An 18,386-nucleotide genomic window follows, 5' to 3' on the forward strand; every position below is an offset into this window, starting at 1 on the left:
TCCGAAGGGCCGGGACCGCGATGACCGCCACCCACGCCTTCTGGCTCGCCGGCCGCCAGGCCACCGGCGAGGCCACGTTCGACGTCACCTCCCCCTGGGACGGCCGCCTCGTCGGCCAGGTCAGCGTGCCGACCGAGGCCCAGGTCGAGGAGGCCGTGGCCGCCGCGCACGCCGTCCTGGACGAGTTCGCCGCGACCCCCGCCCACGTCCGCGCCGCCGCCCTCGACCATGTCTCGAAGCGGCTCGCCGAGCGTACCGAGGAGATCGCGCAGCTCATCTCCGCCGAGAACGGCAAGCCCGTCAAGTGGGCGCGCGGCGAGGTCGGCCGCGCCGTTTCCGTGTTCCGTTTCGCCGCCGAGGAGGCGCGCCGCTTCAACGGCGGCGACGCGCAGCGCCTCGACACCGACGCCGGCGGCACGGGCCGGCTCGCCCTCACCCGCCGCTTCCCCAAGGGCGTCGTCCTCGGCATCGCGCCCTTCAACTTCCCGCTGAACCTGTGCGCCCACAAGGTGGCCCCGGCCATCGCCGTCGGCGCGCCCATCATCCTGAAGCCGGCCCCGGCGACGCCGCTGTCCGGGCTGATCCTGGGCGAGCTGCTCGCCGAGACCGACCTGCCCGCCGGCTCCTGGTCGGTCCTGCCGGTCACCAACGACCGCATGCCCGCCCTCGTCCAGGACGAGCGCCTCCCGGTCATCTCCTTCACCGGCTCCGACAAGGTCGGCTACGCCATCCAGCAGTCCGTGCCGCACAAGCACTGCACCCTGGAGCTGGGCGGCAACGCCGCGGCCGTCGTCCTCGCCGACTGGGCCTCCGAGGAGGACCTGGACTGGGCGGCGACCCGGATCGCCACCTTCTCCAACTACCAGGGCGGCCAGTCCTGCATCTCCGTCCAGCGCGTCATCGCGGACGCCTCGGTCTACGACCGGCTCGTCCCTAAGATCGTCGCGGCCGTCGAGGCGCAGGGCACCGGAGACCCGTCCGACGACAGCACCGACGTCGGCCCGCTGGTCAGCGAGGACGCCGCCAAGCGCGTCGAGGCGTGGGTGGACGAGGCCGTCAAGGACGGCGCCGCCCTCCTCACCGGCGGCAAGCGCGAGGGCGCCGCCTACGCCCCGACCGTGCTCGCCGACCTCCCGGCCGACGCGACCCTCGCCCGCGAGGAGGTCTTCGGACCGGTCCTGACCCTCCACAAGGTGGACGGCGAGGCCGCCGCCTTCGCCGAGGTCAACAACTCCAGGTTCGGCCTGCAGTCCGGCGTCTTCACCCACGACCTGCGGACCGCCTTCCGCGCCCATCGGGCGCTGGAGGTCGGCGGCGTGATCATCGGCGACGTCCCGTCGTACCGCGCCGACCAGATGCCCTACGGCGGCGCCAAGCAGTCCGGCGTCGGCCGCGAGGGCGTCGCCTACGCGATGGACGACTACACGTACGAGCGGGTGCTGGTCCTCACCGGCCTGGCCCTGTAGGTCACCCGCACGGCCGAGCCGACGGCCGGAGCCCACTGTGCGGGGGCTCCGGCCGTCTTTTCGTATGCGTCGCAATCGGGTAATACGGTCGAGTAGCACCGACCGGTACGACCACCGGCCGGCCGCCCCCGAACCCGCGGTGAGGTGAGCCCACATGTCCGGCCCACACCACAAGCCCAAAGTCTCCGAGCGCGAGGCCCGCCAGGTCGCCGAGGCCGCCCGCCAGCAGGACTGGCACAAGCCCAGCTTCGCCAAGGAGCTGTTCCTCGGCCGCTTCCGACTCGACCTGATCCACCCGCACCCGCTGCCGCCCGCCGACGACATACAGCGCGGTGAGGAGTTCCTGGCGAAACTCCGCGACTTCTGCGAGACGAAGATCGACGGCGCACTGATCGAGCGCGAGGCGTGTATCCCCGACGCCGTCATCGACGGCCTGAAGGAACTCGGCGCGCTCGGCATGAAGATCGACACCAAGTACGGCGGTCTCGGCCTCACCCAGGTGTACTACAACAAGGCCCTGGCACTGGTCGGTTCCGTGAGCCCCGCCGTGGGCGCGCTGCTCTCCGCGCATCAGTCGATCGGCGTACCGCAGCCGCTGAAGATCTTCGGCACGCCGGAGCAGAAGGAGACCTTCCTGCCCCGGCTGGCCCGCACCGACATCTCCGCCTTCCTCCTCACCGAGCCCGACGTCGGCTCCGACCCGGCGCGCCTCGCCACCACCGCCGTCCCCGACGGCCCCGACTACGTCCTCGACGGCGTCAAACTGTGGACCACAAACGGCGTCGTCGCCGACCTGCTCGTGGTCATGGCGCGCGTACCGAAGTCCGAGGGCCACAAGGGCGGCATCACCGCGTTCGTCGTCGAGGCCGCCTCCGAAGGCATCACCGTCGAGAACCGCAACGCCTTCATGGGCCTGCGCGGCCTGGAGAACGGCGTCACCCGCTTCCATCAGGTCCGCGTCCCCGCCGCCAACCGCATCGGCCCCGAGGGCGCGGGTCTGAAAATCGCCCTCACCACCCTCAACACCGGCCGCCTCTCCCTGCCCGCCATGTGCGCCGGCTCCGGCAAGTGGTGCCTGAAGATCGCCCGCGAGTGGTCCGCCGTCCGCGAGCAGTGGGGCAGGCCGGTCGCCCGTCACGAGGCCGTCGGTGCGAAGATCTCCTTCATCGCCGCCACCACCTTCGCCCTCGAAGCCGTCCTCGACCTGGCCAGCCAGATGGCCGACGAGGACCGCAACGACATCCGCATCGAAGCCGCCCTCGCCAAGCTGTACGGCTCCGAGATGGCCTGGCTCATGGCCGACGAACTGGTCCAGATCCGCGGCGGCCGCGGCTACGAGACCGCCGACTCCCTCGCCGCCCGCGGCGAACGCCCCGTACCCGCCGAACAACTCCTCCGCGACATGCGCATCAACCGGATCTTCGAGGGCTCGACCGAGATCATGCACCTGCTGATCGCGCGCGAGGCCGTCGACGCCCACCTCGCGGTCGCGGGCGACATCATCGACCCGGACAAGTCGCTCGGCGACAAGGCCAAGGCGGGCGCCCACGCGACGGCGTTCTACGCCCGCTGGCTCCCCAGGCTGGTCGCCGGCCGCGGCCAGCTCCCCGCCGCCTACGGCGACTTCCACCCCAAGGGCCACCCGGACCTCGCCCAGCACCTCCGCTACGTCGAACGCACCTCCCGCAGACTGGCCCGCTCCACCTTCTACGCCATGTCCCGCTGGCAGGGCCGCATGGAGACCAAGCAGGGCTTCCTCGGCCGGATCGTCGACATCGGCGCCGAACTCTTCGCGATGAGCGCCTCGTGCGTACGCGCCGAACTCCTCCGTACCAACGGGGAGAACGGCCGCGCGGCGTACGAACTGGCCGACGCGTTCTGCCGCCAGTCCCGGCTCCGTGTGGAGGAGCTCTTCGGCCGCCTCTGGGCCAACACCGACGACCTGGACCGCAAGGTCGTCAAGGGTGTCCTCGCCGGCCGCTACACCTGGCTGGAGGAGGGCGTCCTCGACCCCAGCGGCGACGGCCCCTGGATCGCGGAGGCCACCCCGGGTCCCTCGGTCCGGGAGAACGTCCACCGCCCGATCCGCTGAAGGACCCCCGGCCGGCACCTGCCCACCACCTGAGACGCCCGGCGCCCGTCCCGCCCCACCCGGCAGGATGGGCGCCGTGACCGTCATCGACATACCCGGCTCCAAGTCCGTCACGGCCCGCGCCCTCTTCCTGGCCGCCGCGGCCGACGGCACCACCACCCTCCTGCGCCCCCTCTCCTCCGACGACACGGAGGGCTTCGCCGAGGGCCTGACCACCCTCGGGTACGAGGTCGGGCGCACCCCGGACGCCTGGCGCATCACCGGCCGCCCCACCGGGCCCGCCGTCGCCGCCGCCGACGTGTACTGCCGCGACGGAGCCACCACCGGACGGTTCCTGCCCGCCCTGGCCGCCGCCGGGCACGGCGACTTCCGGTTCGACGCCTCACCCCAGCTGCGCCGCCGCCCGCTCGGCCCGCTCACCGAGGCGCTGCGCACCCTCGGCGTCGACCTGCGCCACGAGGAGGCCGAGGGCCACCACCCGCTGCGGATCGCCGCGGCCGGGATCAAGGGCGGAGACCTCACCCTGGACGCCGGCCAGTCGTCCCAGTTCCTCACCGCGCTGCTGCTGCTCGCCCCGCTCACGGCCGAGGGCCTGCGCATCACCGTCACGGACCTGGTGTCGGAGCCGTACGTCGAGATCACCCTCGCCATGATGCGCGCCTTCGGCGCCGAGCCCACCCGCGACGGCGACGTCTTCACCGTCCCGCCCACCGGCTACCGCGCCACCACGTACGCGATCGAGCCCGACGCCTCCACCTCCAGCTACTTCTTCGCCGCCGCCGCGCTCACCGGCCGCGAGGTCACCGTCGAGGGCCTCGGCACCGGCGCCCTCCAGGGCGACCTGCGGTTCGTCGAGGTCCTGCGCCGCATGGGCGCCCGCGTCGACATCGCCGCCGACCGCACGACCGTACGCGGCACCGGCCGGCTCGGCGGGCTCACCGTCAACATGCGCGACATCTCCGACACCATGCCCACGCTCGCCGCCATCGCGCCCTTCGCCGACGGCCCCGTCCGTATCGAGGACGTCGCCAACACCCGCCTGAAGGAGTGCGACCGCCTCGACGCGTGCGCCGAGAACCTCCGCCGCCTCGGCATCACCGCCACCACGGGCCCCGACCGGCTGGAGATCCACCCCGGCACTCCGCGCCCCGCGGAGATCACGACCTACGGCGACCACCGCATGGTGATGTCATTCGCCGTCACCGCCCTGCGCACCCCCGGCATCACCTTCGACGACCCCGGCTGCGTACGGAAGACCTTCCCCGACTTCCACCACGTGTTCGGCGCGTTCCGCGGCCGCTCATAGTCGAACCCTCGCCGAAGCGCGCTGTCCGAAGGCCGACGCCGGTCGGCGCGCCGGTCGGAGAAGCTCCGGGCGGCCCACGACGCCGCCTCTGAGGGGCACCTGGTCGGGGCACGCGGTGGATGCGGCAAGAATGGGGGCATGAGCGACAGCCCAGCACCCCTCGCCGACCCGCACATCGCCTTCGATCCGGCCGAAGGCCGCCGGGACATCGTCGTCCTCGGCTCCACCGGGTCCATCGGCACCCAGGCCATCGACCTGGTGCTGCGCAACCCCGACCGGTTCCGCGTCACCGCGCTGTCCGCCGCGGGCGGCCGGGTCGGGCTCCTGGCCGAGCAGGCGCACCGGCTGCGGGTCCGCACGGTCGCCGTGGCCCGCGAGGACGCGGCGGCCGCGCTGCGCGACGCGCTGAAGGAGCGGTACGGGACGGAGCCGCTGCCCGAGATCCTGGTAGGCCCCGACGCCGCAGCCCGGGTCGCCGCCTCCGACTGCCACACCGTCCTCAACGGCATCACCGGCTCCATCGGCCTCGCTCCCACGCTCGCCGCCCTCGAAGCGGGCCGCACGCTCGCCCTGGCCAACAAGGAGTCGCTGATCGTCGGCGGCCCGCTGGTGAAGGCTGTCGCCAAGCCGGGCCAGATCATCCCGGTCGACTCCGAGCACGCCGCGCTGTTCCAGGCCCTCGCCGCCGGCACCCGCGCCGACGTCCGCAAGCTCGTCGTCACCGCGTCCGGCGGTCCCTTCCGCGGCCGCACCCGCGCCGAACTGGCCGGTGTCACCCGCGAGGACGCCCTCGCGCACCCCACCTGGGCCATGGGCCCGGTCATCACCGTCAACAGCGCCACGCTCGTGAACAAGGGCCTGGAGGTCATCGAGGCCCACCTGCTCTACGACATCCCCTTCGACCGCATCGAGGTCGTCGTCCACCCCCAGTCGTACGTCCACTCCATGGTGGAGTTCGTCGACGGCTCCACCCTCGCCCAGGCCACCCCGCCCGATATGCGCGGCCCCATCGCCATCGGCCTCGGCTGGCCCGAACGCGTCCCCGACGCGGCCCCCGCCTTCGACTGGTCCACGGCCTCCACCTGGGAGTTCTTCCCGCTGGACGCAGAGGCGTTCCCGTCCGTCGGCCTCGCCCGGCACGTCGGCGAGCTGGGCGGCACGGCCCCGGCCGTGTTCAACGCCGCCAACGAGGAGTGTGTCGACGCGTTCCTCGCCGGACGCCTGCCGTTCACCGGAATCATGGATACGGTGACCGAGGTCGTCACCGAACACGGAACCCCCTCTCCGGGAACTTCACTGACGGTGACGGACGTCTTGGAAGCGGAGACCTGGGCCCGCGCCCGGGCCCGCGAGCTCGCCGAGAAGGCGGCGAAGGCGGCGAAGACTACGGCGGAGGTTCGCGCATGACAGTCCTGTTGACGATCCTCGGCATCGCCCTGTTCGCCGTCGGACTGCTCATCTCCATCGCCTGGCACGAGCTCGGCCACCTCTCCACCGCCAAGCTCTTCGGCATCCGCGTGCCCCAGTACATGGTCGGCTTCGGCCCGACCCTCTGGTCCCGGAAGAAGGGCGAGACGGAGTACGGCATCAAGGCCGTCCCCATGGGTGGCTACATCCGCATGATCGGGATGTTCCCGCCGGGCGACGACGGCCGTATCGAGGCCCGCTCCACGTCCCCGTGGCGCGGCATGATCGAGGACGCCCGCACGGCGGCGTACGAGGAGCTCCAGCCCGGCGACGAGAAGCGGCTGTTCTACACGCGCAAGCCGTGGAAGCGCGTCATCGTCATGTTCGCCGGGCCCTTCATGAACCTGGTCCTCGCCGTCGCGATCTTCCTCGGCGTAGCCATGTCCTTCGGTTTCGCGACCCAGACCACCGAGGTCGCCGGCGTCCAGAAGTGCATCATCGCGCAGAGCGAGGAGCGCGACACCTGCGCCAAGACCGACAGGGAGTCCCCGGCCCACGCCGCCGGCCTCCAGGAGGGCGACCGGATCGTCGCCTTCAACGGCGAGCCCGTCGCCGACTGGGCCACGCTGTCCGCCCGTATCCGCGACACGATCGGCCCCGCCACCGTCACCGTCGACCGCGGCGGCGAACAGATCGTCCTCCACCCCACCCTCGAGAAGAACATGGTGGTGAAGAAGGACTCCGACGGTGAGCCCGTGCCCGGCGAGTACATCGCGGCCGGCTACCTCGGCTTCGCCGCCAAGACGGAGATCGTCCCGCTCGGCTTCGGCGAGTCCGTGGACCGCATGGGCGACATGGTCGAGAACGGTGTCCAGGCCGTCATCGCGCTCCCCTCCAAGATCCCCGACCTGTGGGACGCCACCTTCGGCGACGGCGAGCGCAAGGAGGACTCCCCGGTCGGCATCGTCGGCGCCGCCCGCATCAGCGGCGAGGTGATGAACCTCGACATCCCGACGCAGAACATCGTCGCGTCGTTCCTGCTGCTGCTGGCCACGTTCAACCTGTCGCTGTTCCTCTTCAACATGCTCCCGCTGCTGCCCCTCGACGGCGGCCATATCGCGGGCGCCCTGTGGGAGTCCGTACGGCGGCATGTCGCGAAGGTGTTCCGGCGCCCCGACCCGGGCCCGTTCGACGTCGCGAAGCTCATGCCGGTCGCATACGTCGTCGCGGGAATCTTCATCTGCTTCACGCTGCTCGTGCTGCTCGCCGACATCGTGAATCCCGTGAAGATCACATAATCGGATGCCCGTCACTCGGGACGCACGGCCGGGCGCGAAGGCGCCCGGCCGCTCCCGCCGGGTGGCACGCCTCGCCGCGATGTGCTGGCGGAGGCACGCCACCTGTAATCTCGAAGCCTGGAGCCCGCCGATATCGGGACCTCGATCCACACCTTGGGGTTGCACAGCAGATGACCGCGATTTCTCTCGGTATGCCGTCCGTTCCGACCAAACTGGCCGACCGCCGGGTCAGCCGCAAGATCCAGGTCGGCACGGTGGCCGTCGGCGGCGACGCACCCGTGTCGGTGCAGTCCATGACCACGACCAGGACCTCCGACATCGGCGCCACGCTCCAGCAGATCGCCGAACTGACCGCGTCGGGCTGCCAGATCGTCCGTGTCGCCTGCCCCACGCAGGACGACGCCGACGCCCTCGCCACCATCGCGAAGAAGTCCCAGATCCCTGTGATCGCGGACATCCACTTCCAGCCGAAGTACGTCTTCGCCGCCATCGACGCCGGCTGCGCGGCCGTCCGGGTCAACCCGGGCAACATCAAGCAGTTCGACGACAAGGTCAAGGAGATCGCCAAGGCGGCCCGTGAGACCGGCACCCCGATCCGCATCGGCGTCAACGCCGGCTCCCTCGACCAGCGCCTCCTCCAGAAGTACGGCAAGGCCACGCCCGAGGCGCTCGTCGAGTCCGCCCTGTGGGAGGCGTCCCTCTTCGAGGAGCACGACTTCCGCGACATCAAGATCTCGGTCAAGCACAACGACCCGGTCGTCATGGTCAACGCCTACCGGCAGCTCGCCGCCCGGTGCGACTACCCGCTGCACCTCGGCGTCACCGAGGCGGGCCCGGCCTTCCAGGGCACCATCAAGTCCGCCGTCGCGTTCGGCGCGCTGCTCGCCGAGGGCATCGGCGACACCATCCGCGTGTCCCTGTCCGCGCCGCCCGCCGAAGAGGTCAAGGTCGGCATCCAGATCCTGGAGTCGCTGAACCTGCGCCAGCGCCGACTGGAGATCGTCTCCTGCCCGTCCTGTGGCCGCGCCCAGGTCGACGTCTACAAGCTCGCCGACGAGGTCACCGCCGGCCTGGAGGGCATGGAGGTGCCGCTCCGCGTCGCCGTCATGGGCTGCGTCGTCAACGGCCCCGGCGAGGCCCGTGAGGCCGACCTCGGCGTCGCCTCCGGCAACGGCAAGGGCCAGATCTTCGTCAAGGGCGAGGTCATCAAGACCGTGCCCGAGTCGAAGATCGTCGAGACGCTCATCGAAGAGGCGATGAAGATCGCCGAGCAGATGGAGAAGGACGGCGTGGCGTCCGGCGAGCCGGAGATCTCCGTCAGCTGACGGACGCCCCGCGCCGCCCGTCGCCCGGCGGGCCCGCACCCCCTTTCTCATGGCACCCGAGCCCCGCCGCGGCCCACCGCCGAGGCGGGGCTCAGGGCTTCCGACGCCCAGGCCAGGAGGGCCCGCCGCCGGGCCGTCCCACCCCCCAGGAACGCCAGGTACAGTGCGAAGACTGAACATACCCACTGGTGAGGCCCCTCCGTGTTGACGCACACCACCACTCGGGTCCTCGAACCCGGGGACCTCGGCGCCGCGCTCGCCGTCCTCGAGAGCGACCCCGTCGCCAACGCGTTCGTCACCGCCCGCGTGCAGGCCGCGGGCCTCGACCCCTGGCGGCTCGGGGGCGAGATGTGGGGCTGGTACGAGGAGGGGCGGCTCCGCTCCCTCTGCTACTCGGGCGCCAACCTCGTACCCATCTGCGCGACCCCCGACGCCGTCCGCGCCTTCGCCGAGCGCGCCCGCCGGTCCGGGCGCCGCTGCTCCTCGATCGTCGGCCCCGCCGAACCCACCGCCGAGCTGTGGCGGCTCCTCGAACCGAGCTGGGGCCCCGCCCGCGACGTCCGCCCGCACCAGCCGCTGATGGTCGCCGAGCGGCCCTCGCCCGACATCGAGCCCGACCCGCTCGTCCGCCGCATCCGCAAGGACGAGATGGACGTGGTCATGCCCGCGTGCGTGGCGATGTTCACCGAGGAGGTCGGCGTCTCCCCGATGGCAGGCGACGGCGGCCTGCTCTACCAGGCGCGGGTCGCCGAACTCGTCGGCGCCGGCCGCGCCTTCGCCCGTATCGAGAACGGCGAGGTGGTCTTCAAGGCGGAGATCGGCGCGGCCACCCCCAAGGCGTGCCAGATCCAGGGCGTCTGGGTCGCGCCCGAGTACCGGGGCCTGGGCCTCTCCGAGACCGGCATGGCGGCGGTCCTGCGCTATGCCCTCGCCGACGTCGCACCCGTCGTCAGCCTCTACGTCAACGACTACAACACCCCTGCCCGGGCCGCGTACCGCAGGGTCGGTTTCCGTGAGGTGGGCGCCTTCATGAGCGTGCTGTTCTGAACGCGCGCGCTAGACGTAGGGTTCGGCCCATGGATGACGTCGTGGTGGTCGGACCGCTCGACCTGGCCGCACGGGTGGACGAGGCACTGGCCGTACAGGCCGTCGCCTTCGGCCTCAGCGAGGGTGAGGTCGCGGTGCGCCGCCACATCGTGGTCCGCCACATGGCCTGCCGGGGCGCCCGCGCGTACGGCGCGACGACCCCGGAGGGGCGCCTCGTCGGCTTCGTGTACGGGATGCCCAACGACCGCGCCCACTGGTGGTCGACGGTCGTCCAGCCGTACCTGGTGCGCGAGGGCAACGACGGCTGGCTCGACGACTCCTTCGTCATCACCGAACTGCATGTCCACCCCGCTCACCAGGGCCGGGGCATCGGCACGGAGCTGATCACCACCATCACGGACACGGCCGACGAACCCCGCTCGATCCTCTCCGCGATCGACACCGACAGCCCCGCCCGCAGGCTCTACCGCACGCTCGGATACGTCGACCTGGCCAGTAGGGTGCGCTTCCCGAGCGCGTCCCGTCCGTACGCCGTGATGGGTGCCCCGCTGCCCCTCGCGGGGCCCGCGGCGGAGCCCCGGAACGGGGCGGACCGGGCCAACTGATTTCCGCCTGCCGGGGCCGCCCGGCTAACCTCCTGCCCATCACACTTTTCACCGCAGGAGAGTTCCCCATGGCCCAGGTCCAGCGCATGTCCCGGTTGATGCTCAAGACACTGCGCGACGACCCGGCGGACGCCGAGACGCTCAGCCACAAGCTGCTCGTCCGCGCCGGTTACGTCCGCCGCAACGCCGCGGGCATCTGGTCCTGGCTGCCGCTCGGCAAGAAGGTCCTGGAGAACGTCGCCCGCGTCGTACGCGAGGAGATGGACGCCATCGGCGCCCAGGAGGTCCTCCTGCCCGCCCTGCTGCCGAAGGAGCCGTACGAGGCGACCGGCCGCTGGGACGAGTACGGCGCCGAGCTGTTCCGTCTCCAGGACCGCAAGGGCGCCGACTACCTGCTCGGCCCCACGCACGAGGAGATCTTCACCCAGCTGGTCAAGGACCAGTGCACGTCCTACAAGGACCTGCCGGTGATCCTCTACCAGATCCAGACCAAGTACCGCGACGAGGCCCGCCCCCGCTCCGGCATCCTGCGCGGCCGCGAGTTCCAGATGAAGGACTCGTACTCGTTCGACACGACGGACGAGGGCCTGGCCGAGTCGTACGCCCTGCACCGCCAGGCGTACGTCAAGGTCTTCGAGCGTCTCGGCCTCCGGCACAAGATCGTCTCCGCGGTCTCGGGCGCCATGGGAGGCTCGGCCTCGGAGGAGTTCCTGGCGCCCGCGCCCGCCGGCGAGGACACCTTCGTGTACTGCCCGTCCTGCGACTACGCGGCCAACACGGAGGCCGTCACCTTCGCGGGCGGCGAGGCCGTGGACGGCTCCGCGCACGGGCCGGTCGAGGAGCTGGACACCCCCGACACGCCGACCATCGAGACGCTCGCCGAGCACCTCGGCGTACCGGCCTCCGCGACCCTCAAGAACCTGCTGGTCAAGGTCGACGGCGAGATCGTCGCCGTCGGCGTGCCCGGTGACCGCGAGGTCGACATGGGCAAGCTGGAGGACCACCTCGCCCCGGCCGTGGTCGAGATGGTCACCGCCGAGGACTTCGTGGGCCGCCCGGACCTGGTCCGCGGCTATGTCGGCCCCCAGGGCCTGGACAAGGTCCGCTACATCGCCGACCCGCGCGTCGCCCGCGGCACCGCCTGGATCACCGGAGCCAACAAGCCCGACACGCACGCGAAGAACGTCGTGTGCGGCCGTGACTTCGAGGTGGACGACTACCTCGACGTCGTCGTGGTCGAGGAGGGCGACCCCTGCCCGAACTGCGGCACCGGCCTGAAGCTGGACCGCGCCATCGAGATCGGCCACATCTTCCAGCTCGGCCGCAAGTACACCGACGCCTTCCAGCTGGACGTCCTGGGGCAGAACGGCAAGCCCGTCCGCGTCACCATGGGCTCGTACGGAATCGGCGTCTCGCGCGCGGTGGCGGCCCTCGCCGAGCAGACCGCCGACGACAAGGGCCTGTGCTGGCCGCGGGAGATCGCCCCGGCCGACGTCCACGTGGTCGCGGCCGGCAAGGCCCTCCAGACGGAGCTGGCCCTGGAGGTGTCCGAGAAGCTGCGCGAGGCGGGACTGCGCGTCCTCGTCGACGACCGTGCGGGGGTGTCCCCGGGCGTGAAGTTCACCGACGCGGAGCTGATCGGCGTCCCGAAGATCCTGGTCGCGGGCCGCCGCTCGGGCGAGGGCGTCGTGGAGCTGAAGGACCGCCGTACGGGCGAGCGTGAGGAGCTGACGGTCGAGGAGGCCGTCGCGCGCCTCACCGCGTAAGCCCGGACTGCCTGCGACGTCCGTCTGCCCGTCTGCCCGTCCGCCCGTCCGCCCGTCCGCACGGGCGGACGGGCGGACGTCTCGGGGTGCCTTACAGGCACCCCGCCGTACCGGTGTCGTCGTCCCGCACGGGGACGGTCGACGCCGGTGCGCGTGCGGCGGGCATCCCGGTCCTGGCGGGCCGCTGACGCCCGCCGGGCAGCTCGTGGTCCGCCACGTCACGGCCGGCCACCTCAGGCTCGGCCGCTCCCTGCTCGGTCGGCTCCTGCCCGGCCGGCTCACGCGTCACCGTCCCGTGCCCGGCCCCGTCGTGCTCCTGCGAGTCGACGGGCCGCTCCAGGAAGCGCAGCAGCTCCACCGGGATCGGCAGCACCAGCGTGGAGTTCTTCTCGGCGGCGACGGCCATGACGGTCTGCAGCAGCCGCAGCTGGAGCGCCGCGGGCGTGTCGGACATCTCGCGGGCCGCCTGGGACAGCTTCTTGGACGCCTGGAACTCGGCGTCCGCGTTGATCAGCCGGGCCCGCCGCTCGCGGTCGGCCTCCGCCTGCCGAGCCATGGAGCGCTTCATGGTCTCCGGCAGCGAGACGTCCTTGATCTCGACGCGGTCGATGGTGACACCCCACTCCACGGCAGGGTTGTCGATCATCAGCTCAAGGCCCTGGTTGAGCTTCTCGCGGTTCGACAGGAGGTCGTCGAGGTCGCTCTTGCCGATGATCGAGCGCAGCGAGGTCTGCGCGATCTGCGCTACGGCGAACCGGTAGTCCTCGACCCGGATGACGGCGTCGACCGGGTCGACGACCTTGAAGTAGACGACCGCGTCCACCCGGACCGTGACGTTGTCGTGGGTGATGCCCTCCTGCGCGGGGACGGGCATGGTCACGATCTGCCTGCTCACCTTACGCATCCGGTCGACAAACGGGATGATCATGGTGAACCCGGGTCCCCGCACATCGCTGCGCAGGCGCCCGAACCGCAGGACGACGCCCTGCTCGTACTGCCGGATGACCCTGGCGGCAGCGGCGACGTACGCGAGTGCGGCGATTCCCGCCAGCACGATCGCGGTCAACAGTTCTTCGCCCATGACGACCCCCTGCCGTCGGTCGAGCCCAGATGTAATAGGTGGGTTATGCCCCATATTGCACCCGTATAGCCGAACCCGGGAGTCGTCCAGGTCAGGGAGCCGGCCCGGCCCGGGAGCCTGCCGTGCCCGGGAGCCTGCGCTCGCCGCTCAGAGCCAGCCGGCGAACTCCAGGAGCAGCTCGGCGTCCCGCCCCCGCCCAGCGGCCAGGGCCCGGGTCGCCGACTCGACCGCGCGGAACAGGGTCCAGCCGCGGAGCCGCTCACGGTCCACGTCCAGCGAGTCGGCCAGCTTGTTCACCCGGCGCCGGGCCGCGGAGGCGCCGGCCGTCGTCGCCACCAGGTCCTCGACGCGGTCCCGCACCAGCCGCGCCAGGTCGTACGCGCGCTCGCCCACCACCGGTTCCGGCCCCACGGCCAGCCACGGGGACCGGTCACCCGCCAGGACCTTGCCCTGCCGGAAGCAGCCGTGCAGCAGCACCGTCTCGGACGCGCCCGTCACCAGCTCGTCGCGGGTCTCCAGCGCGGCCACCACCAGGGAGCCCGCCACCTCGTCCGCCCGGTGACCGGCCATCGCCGACGCCTGCCGCGCCGTCCGGTCCGCCACCGACTCGAAGCGGTGCCCCTCCGGCGGCTCGACCCACAGCCGCCGCACCGTGCCCGCCGCCTCCAGCAGCGCCTTCGCCTCCGGCAGGGACCGCAGCGACACATCCGCCTTGAGCCGCTCCAGCAGGAGTCCCGGCCCCTCGGCCCTGTCCAGCAGCCGCACCGCGCCCCAGCCGTCCCAGTGGGCCAGCGCGTCCCGCTCCAGGCCGGGCGCGGCGAACGGCGGCGCCAGCTTCAGCGCGGCGGGCTCGGCGTCCGGCCGCCGCACGAGGACGACGAGGCTGCTGCGGCCGCCCGGCTCCACCACCCGCTCGGCCTCCACCCCGCGCCCGGACAGCGCCTCGCGGGCCGCCTCCGGGAGCCGTTCGAGCCACTCGCCCGCGGCGGCCTCCCCGTACGTCTCGCCGAGCGCCCGCACAAGGCGGTCCGGTGGTTCGAAAACGGGGGCGTCAGCGGCGTAGGCCATGCGTGCGTGGTTCCCTTTCGTGTGCTGCGTGAGCTGCGTGAGTTCCGTGTGCGGGGCTCACGGTCGCTCGGCGAGCCCAGGAAAGGCTACGCCGCTGCCGCGCCACCGCACGGCCCGCACCGCCGCCTCCCGCAGCGCGGCAGCCGCCTCCCGCCGCAGCGCGCCCCCGGAGGCCCGTACGAGGTCCGCGTACACGCCCGCCACCCGGTCCTCCAGCTCGGCCGCGAGCCGCACCGCGGCGGCCGCGTCCGCCACCGGGAACGGCAGCGCGTACGCTGCCGCCGACGCGGCCGGCGTCCCGCCCAGGTCCCTAACCGTGCGGGCCAGCGTGTCCCGGCGTGCGCGGTGCGCGGCGTGCGCGGCCTTGGCCTCCGCCCGGCGCGCCTCACCGACCCTGGCACCGACGACCCCGTACCCGTACACGGCCGCGTGCTCCGCCGCCAGCGCCGCCTGCGCGGCCACCAGGGCGCTCATGACGCGCTCCCCTCACCGAGCGGAGAGTCCCGGCGCCCGCGGTGCGCGACGCCCGCCGCGGGCACCTGGCGGGCACGGGTGCCTGTGTACGCGCACGTGGCGGCGTGCTCCGCCGCCCGGGCGCTCATGACCGGCTCCCTTCACCGAGCAGATATGCCTGCGCCGCACCCGCCGCGGCGACCGAGGCCAGTAGCCGCGCCAGCTCCGGGGGCGCGTCCGCCAAGGCGGCGGTGTGGGCCGCGGCGGTACGCGCCACGGCCCCGGCCAGCTCCTTGAGCGCGGCCCCCGGCTCGGCGGGCACGCCCCGGGGCAATGGCCGGGAGGAGGACCCGCGGTCAGGCGCGGCACTCGGCGTCACTGAGGCGTCCGCCCGGTCGGCGCGGGCCGCCGTTCCGGAAGCCGAGGTCCGGGCGGGCGGGCCGCCCGGGTCCGGCGCCGTCGCCGTCGGGACCGGACCGCGCGACGGCGGCGCGGTCGCCGCGGCCTCGCCCGGAGGGGCCAGGGCCGTCACATGGCGGGCCGTCGCCTCGCGCAGCGGCGACAGACGGGACCCCAGGGCGGGATGGGCGCTCATGACCTCGTCGTAGGCGGTCAGGAGGTCCCGGCTCACCGCCGCCGACCTGCGGCGCGACGCCGTCTCCGCGCGGCGGGCGCGTTCCGCCGCCGTCAGGGGCGGCGCGGGCGCCTTCTCACCCGGGCCGCCGGAGCAGCCCGCCAGCAGGCCGGCCCCCGCCGCCGCGAGCGCACGCCTGCGCGTCAGCCACGTGCGCCCCACGCGTCACTCCTTCAGGTACACCACTTCGAAGATCACCGCAGGCGAGCGTACCCGTGGGTCGGTCCGAGGTGGACGGCAACACCCCCCGGGACCGGATACCCTTTGGTCTGACACGCGACGAAACCCACAACAGCACACGCGGCCGAGGAGTCACCCGGATGAGCACCACCCAGAGCGAGAGGCTGCGCGGGCTGCTGGAACCGCTGGTCATCGCCCGACAGCTGGATCTCGAGGAGATCGAGGTGTCCCGGGCAGGCCGCCGCCGAGTGCTGAGGGTCGTCGTCGACTCGGACGACGGCGTGGAACTCGACGCCTGTGCCGAGCTGAGCCGGGCCGTGTCCGAGAAGCTCGACGAGACGGACGCGATGGGCGAGGGTGAATACGTCCTCGAAGTGAGCTCCCCGGGCGCCGACCGCCCTCTCACCGAGCACCGCCACTACGTACGCGCCACCGGCCGCCTCGCGAGGCTGCAGCTGCGCGAGGGCGGCGAGCTCGTGGCCCGCATCCTGAATGCGGACGACGACGGTCTCGACCTGGAGGTCCCGGGCGTGAAGGGGCGCAAGCCCACCGCCCGGCGCGTGGAGTTCGCCGAGATCGCCAAGGCGCGGGTGGAGATCGAGTTCAGCCGCAAGGACAAGAAGGAAGAGGAGGAGGCGTAGCCGTGGACATCGATGTGAAGCTTCTCAAGGGCTTGGCACAAGAGAAGGAGATCCCCTTCGAGCTGCTGGTCGAGGCGATCGAATCGGCCCTCCTCATCGCCTACCACCGCACCGAGGGAGCCCGCCGTCACGCCCGTGCCGTGCTGGACCGGCAGACCGGCCATGTGACGGTGTGGGCGAAGGAGGACCCCGCCGACCTGGAGGAGGGGCAGGAGCCCAAGGAGTTCGACGACACCCCGTCGGATTTCGGCCGTATCGCGGCGACGACCGCCCGCCAGGTCATCCAGCAGCGGCTGCGCGACGCCGAGAACGACGTGACGTTCGGCGAGTACGCCCGCCGCGAGGGCGATGTCGTCGCCGGTGTGGTGCAGCAGGGCAAGGACCCCAAGAACGTCCTGGTCAAGCTGGACGACAAGCTGGAGGCCATCCTCCCGGTCCAGGAACAGGTGCCGGGCGAGGACTACTCCCACGGCCTGCGCCTCCGTACGTATGTCGTACGCGTCGCCAAGGGTGTGCGCGGCCCGTCCGTCACTCTTTCGCGTACGCATCCCAATCTGGTGAAGAAGCTCTTCGCGCTCGAGGTCCCGGAGATCGCCGACGGTTCCGTCGAGATCGCCGCCATCGCCCGCGAGGCCGGTCACCGTACGAAGATCGCCGTCCGGTCCACCCGCTCCGGGCTGAACGCCAAGGGCGCCTGCATCGGCCCGATGGGCGGCCGTGTCCGGAACGTCATGGCCGAGCTGCTCGGCGAGAAGATCGACATCGTGGACTGGTCGGACGACCCGGCCGAGATGGTGGCGAACGCGCTCTCGCCGGCGCGGGTCTCCAAGGTCGAGATCGTGGACCTCGCCGCCCGCTCCGCGCGGGTGACCGTGCCGGACTACCAGCTGTCCCTGGCGATCGGCAAGGAGGGCCAGAACGCCCGCCTCGCCGCCCGCCTCACCGGCTGGCGCATCGACATCCGCCCGGACACCGAGCAGCCCGCGCCCGCCACGCCCGACGACGCCTCCTGACCACCCGCCGCCCGGAAAAGTCGCGCGACCGGACCGGGGGCGGCCGGGCACACTGGGCGGAGCTGGGAATAGTCCCGGCCGCGGTCACGTTGGGGACGGCGATGCCGGCGATGCCTCGACGGGGATGGCGGGATTACGACAACAACCGTTCGATTTTTGCCCCAAAGGGGTGAGGTCGGTGCGGGGAGGTAGACTTAAGCGTGTCTGGCCGGACGCATGCCCGCGCATGCCCTGAGCGAACCTGTGTGGGATGCCGGGAGCGGGCGGCCAAGAGCGATCTGCTGCGGATCGTGGCGATCGAGGGCACCTGTGCCCCCGATCCACGCGGTACGCTGCCCGGTCGGGGTGCCTATGTGCATCCCGTCCCGTCCTGTCTCGATCTGGCGGTCCGCCGCCGGGCGTTTCCCCGGTCCCTCCGGGTCCAGGGTCCGCTCGACACCGCGGATGTCCGTTTTCACGTCGAGCAGGCGAAACCGTAAGAAAGAAGTACGGCACGGGGTGAACCCGTGCGGTCAGGTACCTCGCGAGTTGGAAGTAGGTCGAGATTGCGATGAGCACTCGATGAGTACGCGATGAGTACGCCCATGAAGTAGCGACGGTCCGGCGGTAACCCGGACCTAAAAGGAGCGAAGTGGCTAAGGTCCGGGTATACGAACTCGCCAAGGAGTTCGGTGTGGAGAGCAAGGTCGTCATGGCCAAGCTCCAGGAACTCGGTGAATTCGTCCGTTCGGCGTCTTCGACCATCGAGGCGCCGGTTGTTCGTAAGCTGACCGACGCTTTGCAGGGACCCGGCGGCACCGCCGGCAAGTCCGCTGCCAAGCCCGGCGCGCCCCGCAAGGCCGCGCCCGCCGCCCCCGCCAAGCGCGCGGGTGGCACCACCCCTACGTCTGCCAAGCCCGCCGCGCCCTCCCCGGCGCAGGCGGCCCGTCCGGCTGCCCCGAAGCCCGGCGCTCCCGCGCCGAAGCCCGCGGCCGCCGAGAAGCCCGCGACGCCGGCCGCAGGCC

Annotated in this window: 17 protein-coding genes; 13 read left to right on the forward strand and 4 right to left on the reverse strand. The window is 72.1% G+C overall.

All coding sequences use genetic code 11. The annotated features are described in order from the left end of the window. Positions 1-20 precede the first annotated feature (20 nt). The 9 genes from FVS66_RS00625 to FVS66_RS00665 all read left to right on the forward strand — a co-directional run bounded on the left by FVS66_RS00625 (position 21) and on the right by FVS66_RS00665 (position 12,312). Positions 21-1,466 (forward strand): aldehyde dehydrogenase family protein, encoded by a 1,446-nt coding sequence (locus FVS66_RS00625; protein WP_149178961.1) that lies wholly within the window; start codon positions 21-23, stop codon positions 1,464-1,466. A 154-nt stretch (positions 1,467-1,620) separates the two neighbouring features. Beyond that, positions 1,621-3,558, forward strand: a complete 1,938-nt coding sequence (locus FVS66_RS00630) for an acyl-CoA dehydrogenase family protein (RefSeq protein ID WP_149178962.1) — start codon at positions 1,621-1,623, stop codon at positions 3,556-3,558. A 76-nt stretch (positions 3,559-3,634) separates the two neighbouring features. Beyond that, positions 3,635-4,864 carry a 3-phosphoshikimate 1-carboxyvinyltransferase gene (aroA, locus tag FVS66_RS00635; RefSeq protein ID WP_149178963.1) on the forward strand — a complete coding sequence of 410 codons (1,230 nt, stop codon included), beginning with the start codon at positions 3,635-3,637 and terminating at the stop codon, positions 4,862-4,864. Between the two features lie 138 nt (positions 4,865-5,002). Continuing rightward, positions 5,003-6,271, forward strand: coding sequence for a 1-deoxy-D-xylulose-5-phosphate reductoisomerase (dxr, locus tag FVS66_RS00640; RefSeq protein WP_149178964.1), 1,269 nt, complete (start codon positions 5,003-5,005; stop codon positions 6,269-6,271). Further along, a complete protein-coding gene (locus FVS66_RS00645) occupies positions 6,268-7,569 on the forward strand; it encodes a site-2 protease family protein (protein ID WP_149178965.1) in 1,302 nt (433 codons plus the stop codon). Before dxr ends, FVS66_RS00645 begins: the two co-directional genes overlap by 4 nt. 170 nt (positions 7,570-7,739) lie before the next feature. After that, entirely contained in the window at positions 7,740-8,894 is a 1,155-nt protein-coding gene (ispG, locus tag FVS66_RS00650; RefSeq protein WP_149178966.1) for a flavodoxin-dependent (E)-4-hydroxy-3-methylbut-2-enyl-diphosphate synthase, read from the forward strand. Between the two features lie 201 nt (positions 8,895-9,095). After that, on the forward strand, positions 9,096-9,941 hold the full coding sequence (locus tag FVS66_RS00655; RefSeq protein WP_149178967.1) for a GNAT family N-acetyltransferase: 846 nt from the start codon (positions 9,096-9,098) through the stop codon (positions 9,939-9,941). Between the two features lie 29 nt (positions 9,942-9,970). Continuing rightward, entirely contained in the window at positions 9,971-10,546 is a 576-nt protein-coding gene (locus FVS66_RS00660) for a GNAT family N-acetyltransferase (RefSeq protein ID WP_149178968.1), read from the forward strand. A gap of 68 nt (positions 10,547-10,614) precedes the next feature. Continuing rightward, positions 10,615-12,312, forward strand: a complete 1,698-nt coding sequence (locus FVS66_RS00665) for a proline--tRNA ligase (protein ID WP_149178969.1) — start codon at positions 10,615-10,617, stop codon at positions 12,310-12,312. Positions 12,313-12,403: 91 nt separating this feature from the next. Here the strand turns inward: FVS66_RS00665 and FVS66_RS00670 are convergent, their stop codons facing one another. From FVS66_RS00670 to FVS66_RS00685, 4 genes are all read right to left on the reverse strand, one after another. After that, complete coding sequence (locus tag FVS66_RS00670) at positions 12,404-13,393, reverse strand: slipin family protein (RefSeq protein WP_149178970.1); 990 nt, start codon at positions 13,391-13,393, stop codon at positions 12,404-12,406. Positions 13,394-13,540: 147 nt separating this feature from the next. Next, positions 13,541-14,461, reverse strand: a complete 921-nt coding sequence (locus tag FVS66_RS00675) for an aminoglycoside phosphotransferase family protein (RefSeq protein ID WP_149178971.1) — start codon at positions 14,459-14,461, stop codon at positions 13,541-13,543. 57 nt (positions 14,462-14,518) lie between these two features. Further along, positions 14,519-14,935 carry a DUF4439 domain-containing protein gene (locus FVS66_RS00680; RefSeq protein ID WP_149178972.1) on the reverse strand — a complete coding sequence of 139 codons (417 nt, stop codon included), beginning with the start codon at positions 14,933-14,935 and terminating at the stop codon, positions 14,519-14,521. A gap of 124 nt (positions 14,936-15,059) precedes the next feature. Continuing rightward, the gene (locus FVS66_RS00685) at positions 15,060-15,710 is read right to left on the reverse strand and encodes a hypothetical protein (RefSeq protein WP_149178973.1); all 651 of its coding nucleotides are present in this window, start codon (positions 15,708-15,710) and stop codon (positions 15,060-15,062) included. 158 nt (positions 15,711-15,868) lie between these two features. Between FVS66_RS00685 and rimP the strand changes: the two genes are divergently transcribed. The 4 genes from rimP to FVS66_RS00705 form a co-directional block, all read left to right on the forward strand. Beyond that, positions 15,869-16,369: a ribosome maturation factor RimP gene (gene rimP, locus FVS66_RS00690; RefSeq protein ID WP_149178974.1), complete on the forward strand. Its 501-nt coding sequence runs from the start codon at positions 15,869-15,871 to the stop codon at positions 16,367-16,369. Positions 16,370-16,371: 2 nt separating this feature from the next. After that, positions 16,372-17,382, forward strand: coding sequence for a transcription termination factor NusA (gene nusA / locus FVS66_RS00695; RefSeq protein WP_149178975.1), 1,011 nt, complete (start codon positions 16,372-16,374; stop codon positions 17,380-17,382). A gap of 200 nt (positions 17,383-17,582) precedes the next feature. After that, the gene (locus tag FVS66_RS00700) at positions 17,583-17,861 is read left to right on the forward strand and encodes a YlxR family protein (protein WP_149178976.1); all 279 of its coding nucleotides are present in this window, start codon (positions 17,583-17,585) and stop codon (positions 17,859-17,861) included. 152 nt (positions 17,862-18,013) lie between these two features. Next, a partial coding sequence (locus FVS66_RS00705) for a translation initiation factor IF-2 N-terminal domain-containing protein (RefSeq protein WP_187645320.1) occupies positions 18,014-18,386 on the forward strand: 373 nt, incomplete at its 3' end.

The organism is Streptomyces sp. TRM49041 (genome assembly GCF_008271805.1).
Lineage (GTDB): Bacteria > Actinomycetota > Actinomycetes > Streptomycetales > Streptomycetaceae > Streptomyces.

What these genes read in the sequence shown, in the direction of transcription:
- FVS66_RS00625 (WP_149178961.1), top strand. Translation starts at nt 21, where the DNA reads ATGACCGCCACCCACGCCTTCTGGCTCGCCGGCCGCCAGGCCACCGGC.
- ispG (WP_149178966.1), top strand. Translation starts at nt 7,740, where the DNA reads ATGACCGCGATTTCTCTCGGTATGCCGTCCGTTCCGACCAAACTGGCC.
- FVS66_RS00630 (WP_149178962.1), top strand. Translation starts at nt 1,621, where the DNA reads ATGTCCGGCCCACACCACAAGCCCAAAGTCTCCGAGCGCGAGGCCCGC.
- FVS66_RS00670 (WP_149178970.1), bottom strand. Translation starts at nt 13,393, where the DNA reads ATGGGCGAAGAACTGTTGACCGCGATCGTGCTGGCGGGAATCGCCGCA.
- FVS66_RS00675 (WP_149178971.1), bottom strand. Translation starts at nt 14,461, where the DNA reads ATGGCCTACGCCGCTGACGCCCCCGTTTTCGAACCACCGGACCGCCTT.
- FVS66_RS00680 (WP_149178972.1), bottom strand. Translation starts at nt 14,935, where the DNA reads ATGAGCGCCCTGGTGGCCGCGCAGGCGGCGCTGGCGGCGGAGCACGCG.
- rimP (WP_149178974.1), top strand. Translation starts at nt 15,869, where the DNA reads ATGAGCACCACCCAGAGCGAGAGGCTGCGCGGGCTGCTGGAACCGCTG.
- FVS66_RS00660 (WP_149178968.1), top strand. Translation starts at nt 9,971, where the DNA reads ATGGATGACGTCGTGGTGGTCGGACCGCTCGACCTGGCCGCACGGGTG.
- FVS66_RS00645 (WP_149178965.1), top strand. Translation starts at nt 6,268, where the DNA reads ATGACAGTCCTGTTGACGATCCTCGGCATCGCCCTGTTCGCCGTCGGA.
- dxr (WP_149178964.1), top strand. Translation starts at nt 5,003, where the DNA reads ATGAGCGACAGCCCAGCACCCCTCGCCGACCCGCACATCGCCTTCGAT.
- FVS66_RS00665 (WP_149178969.1), top strand. Translation starts at nt 10,615, where the DNA reads ATGGCCCAGGTCCAGCGCATGTCCCGGTTGATGCTCAAGACACTGCGC.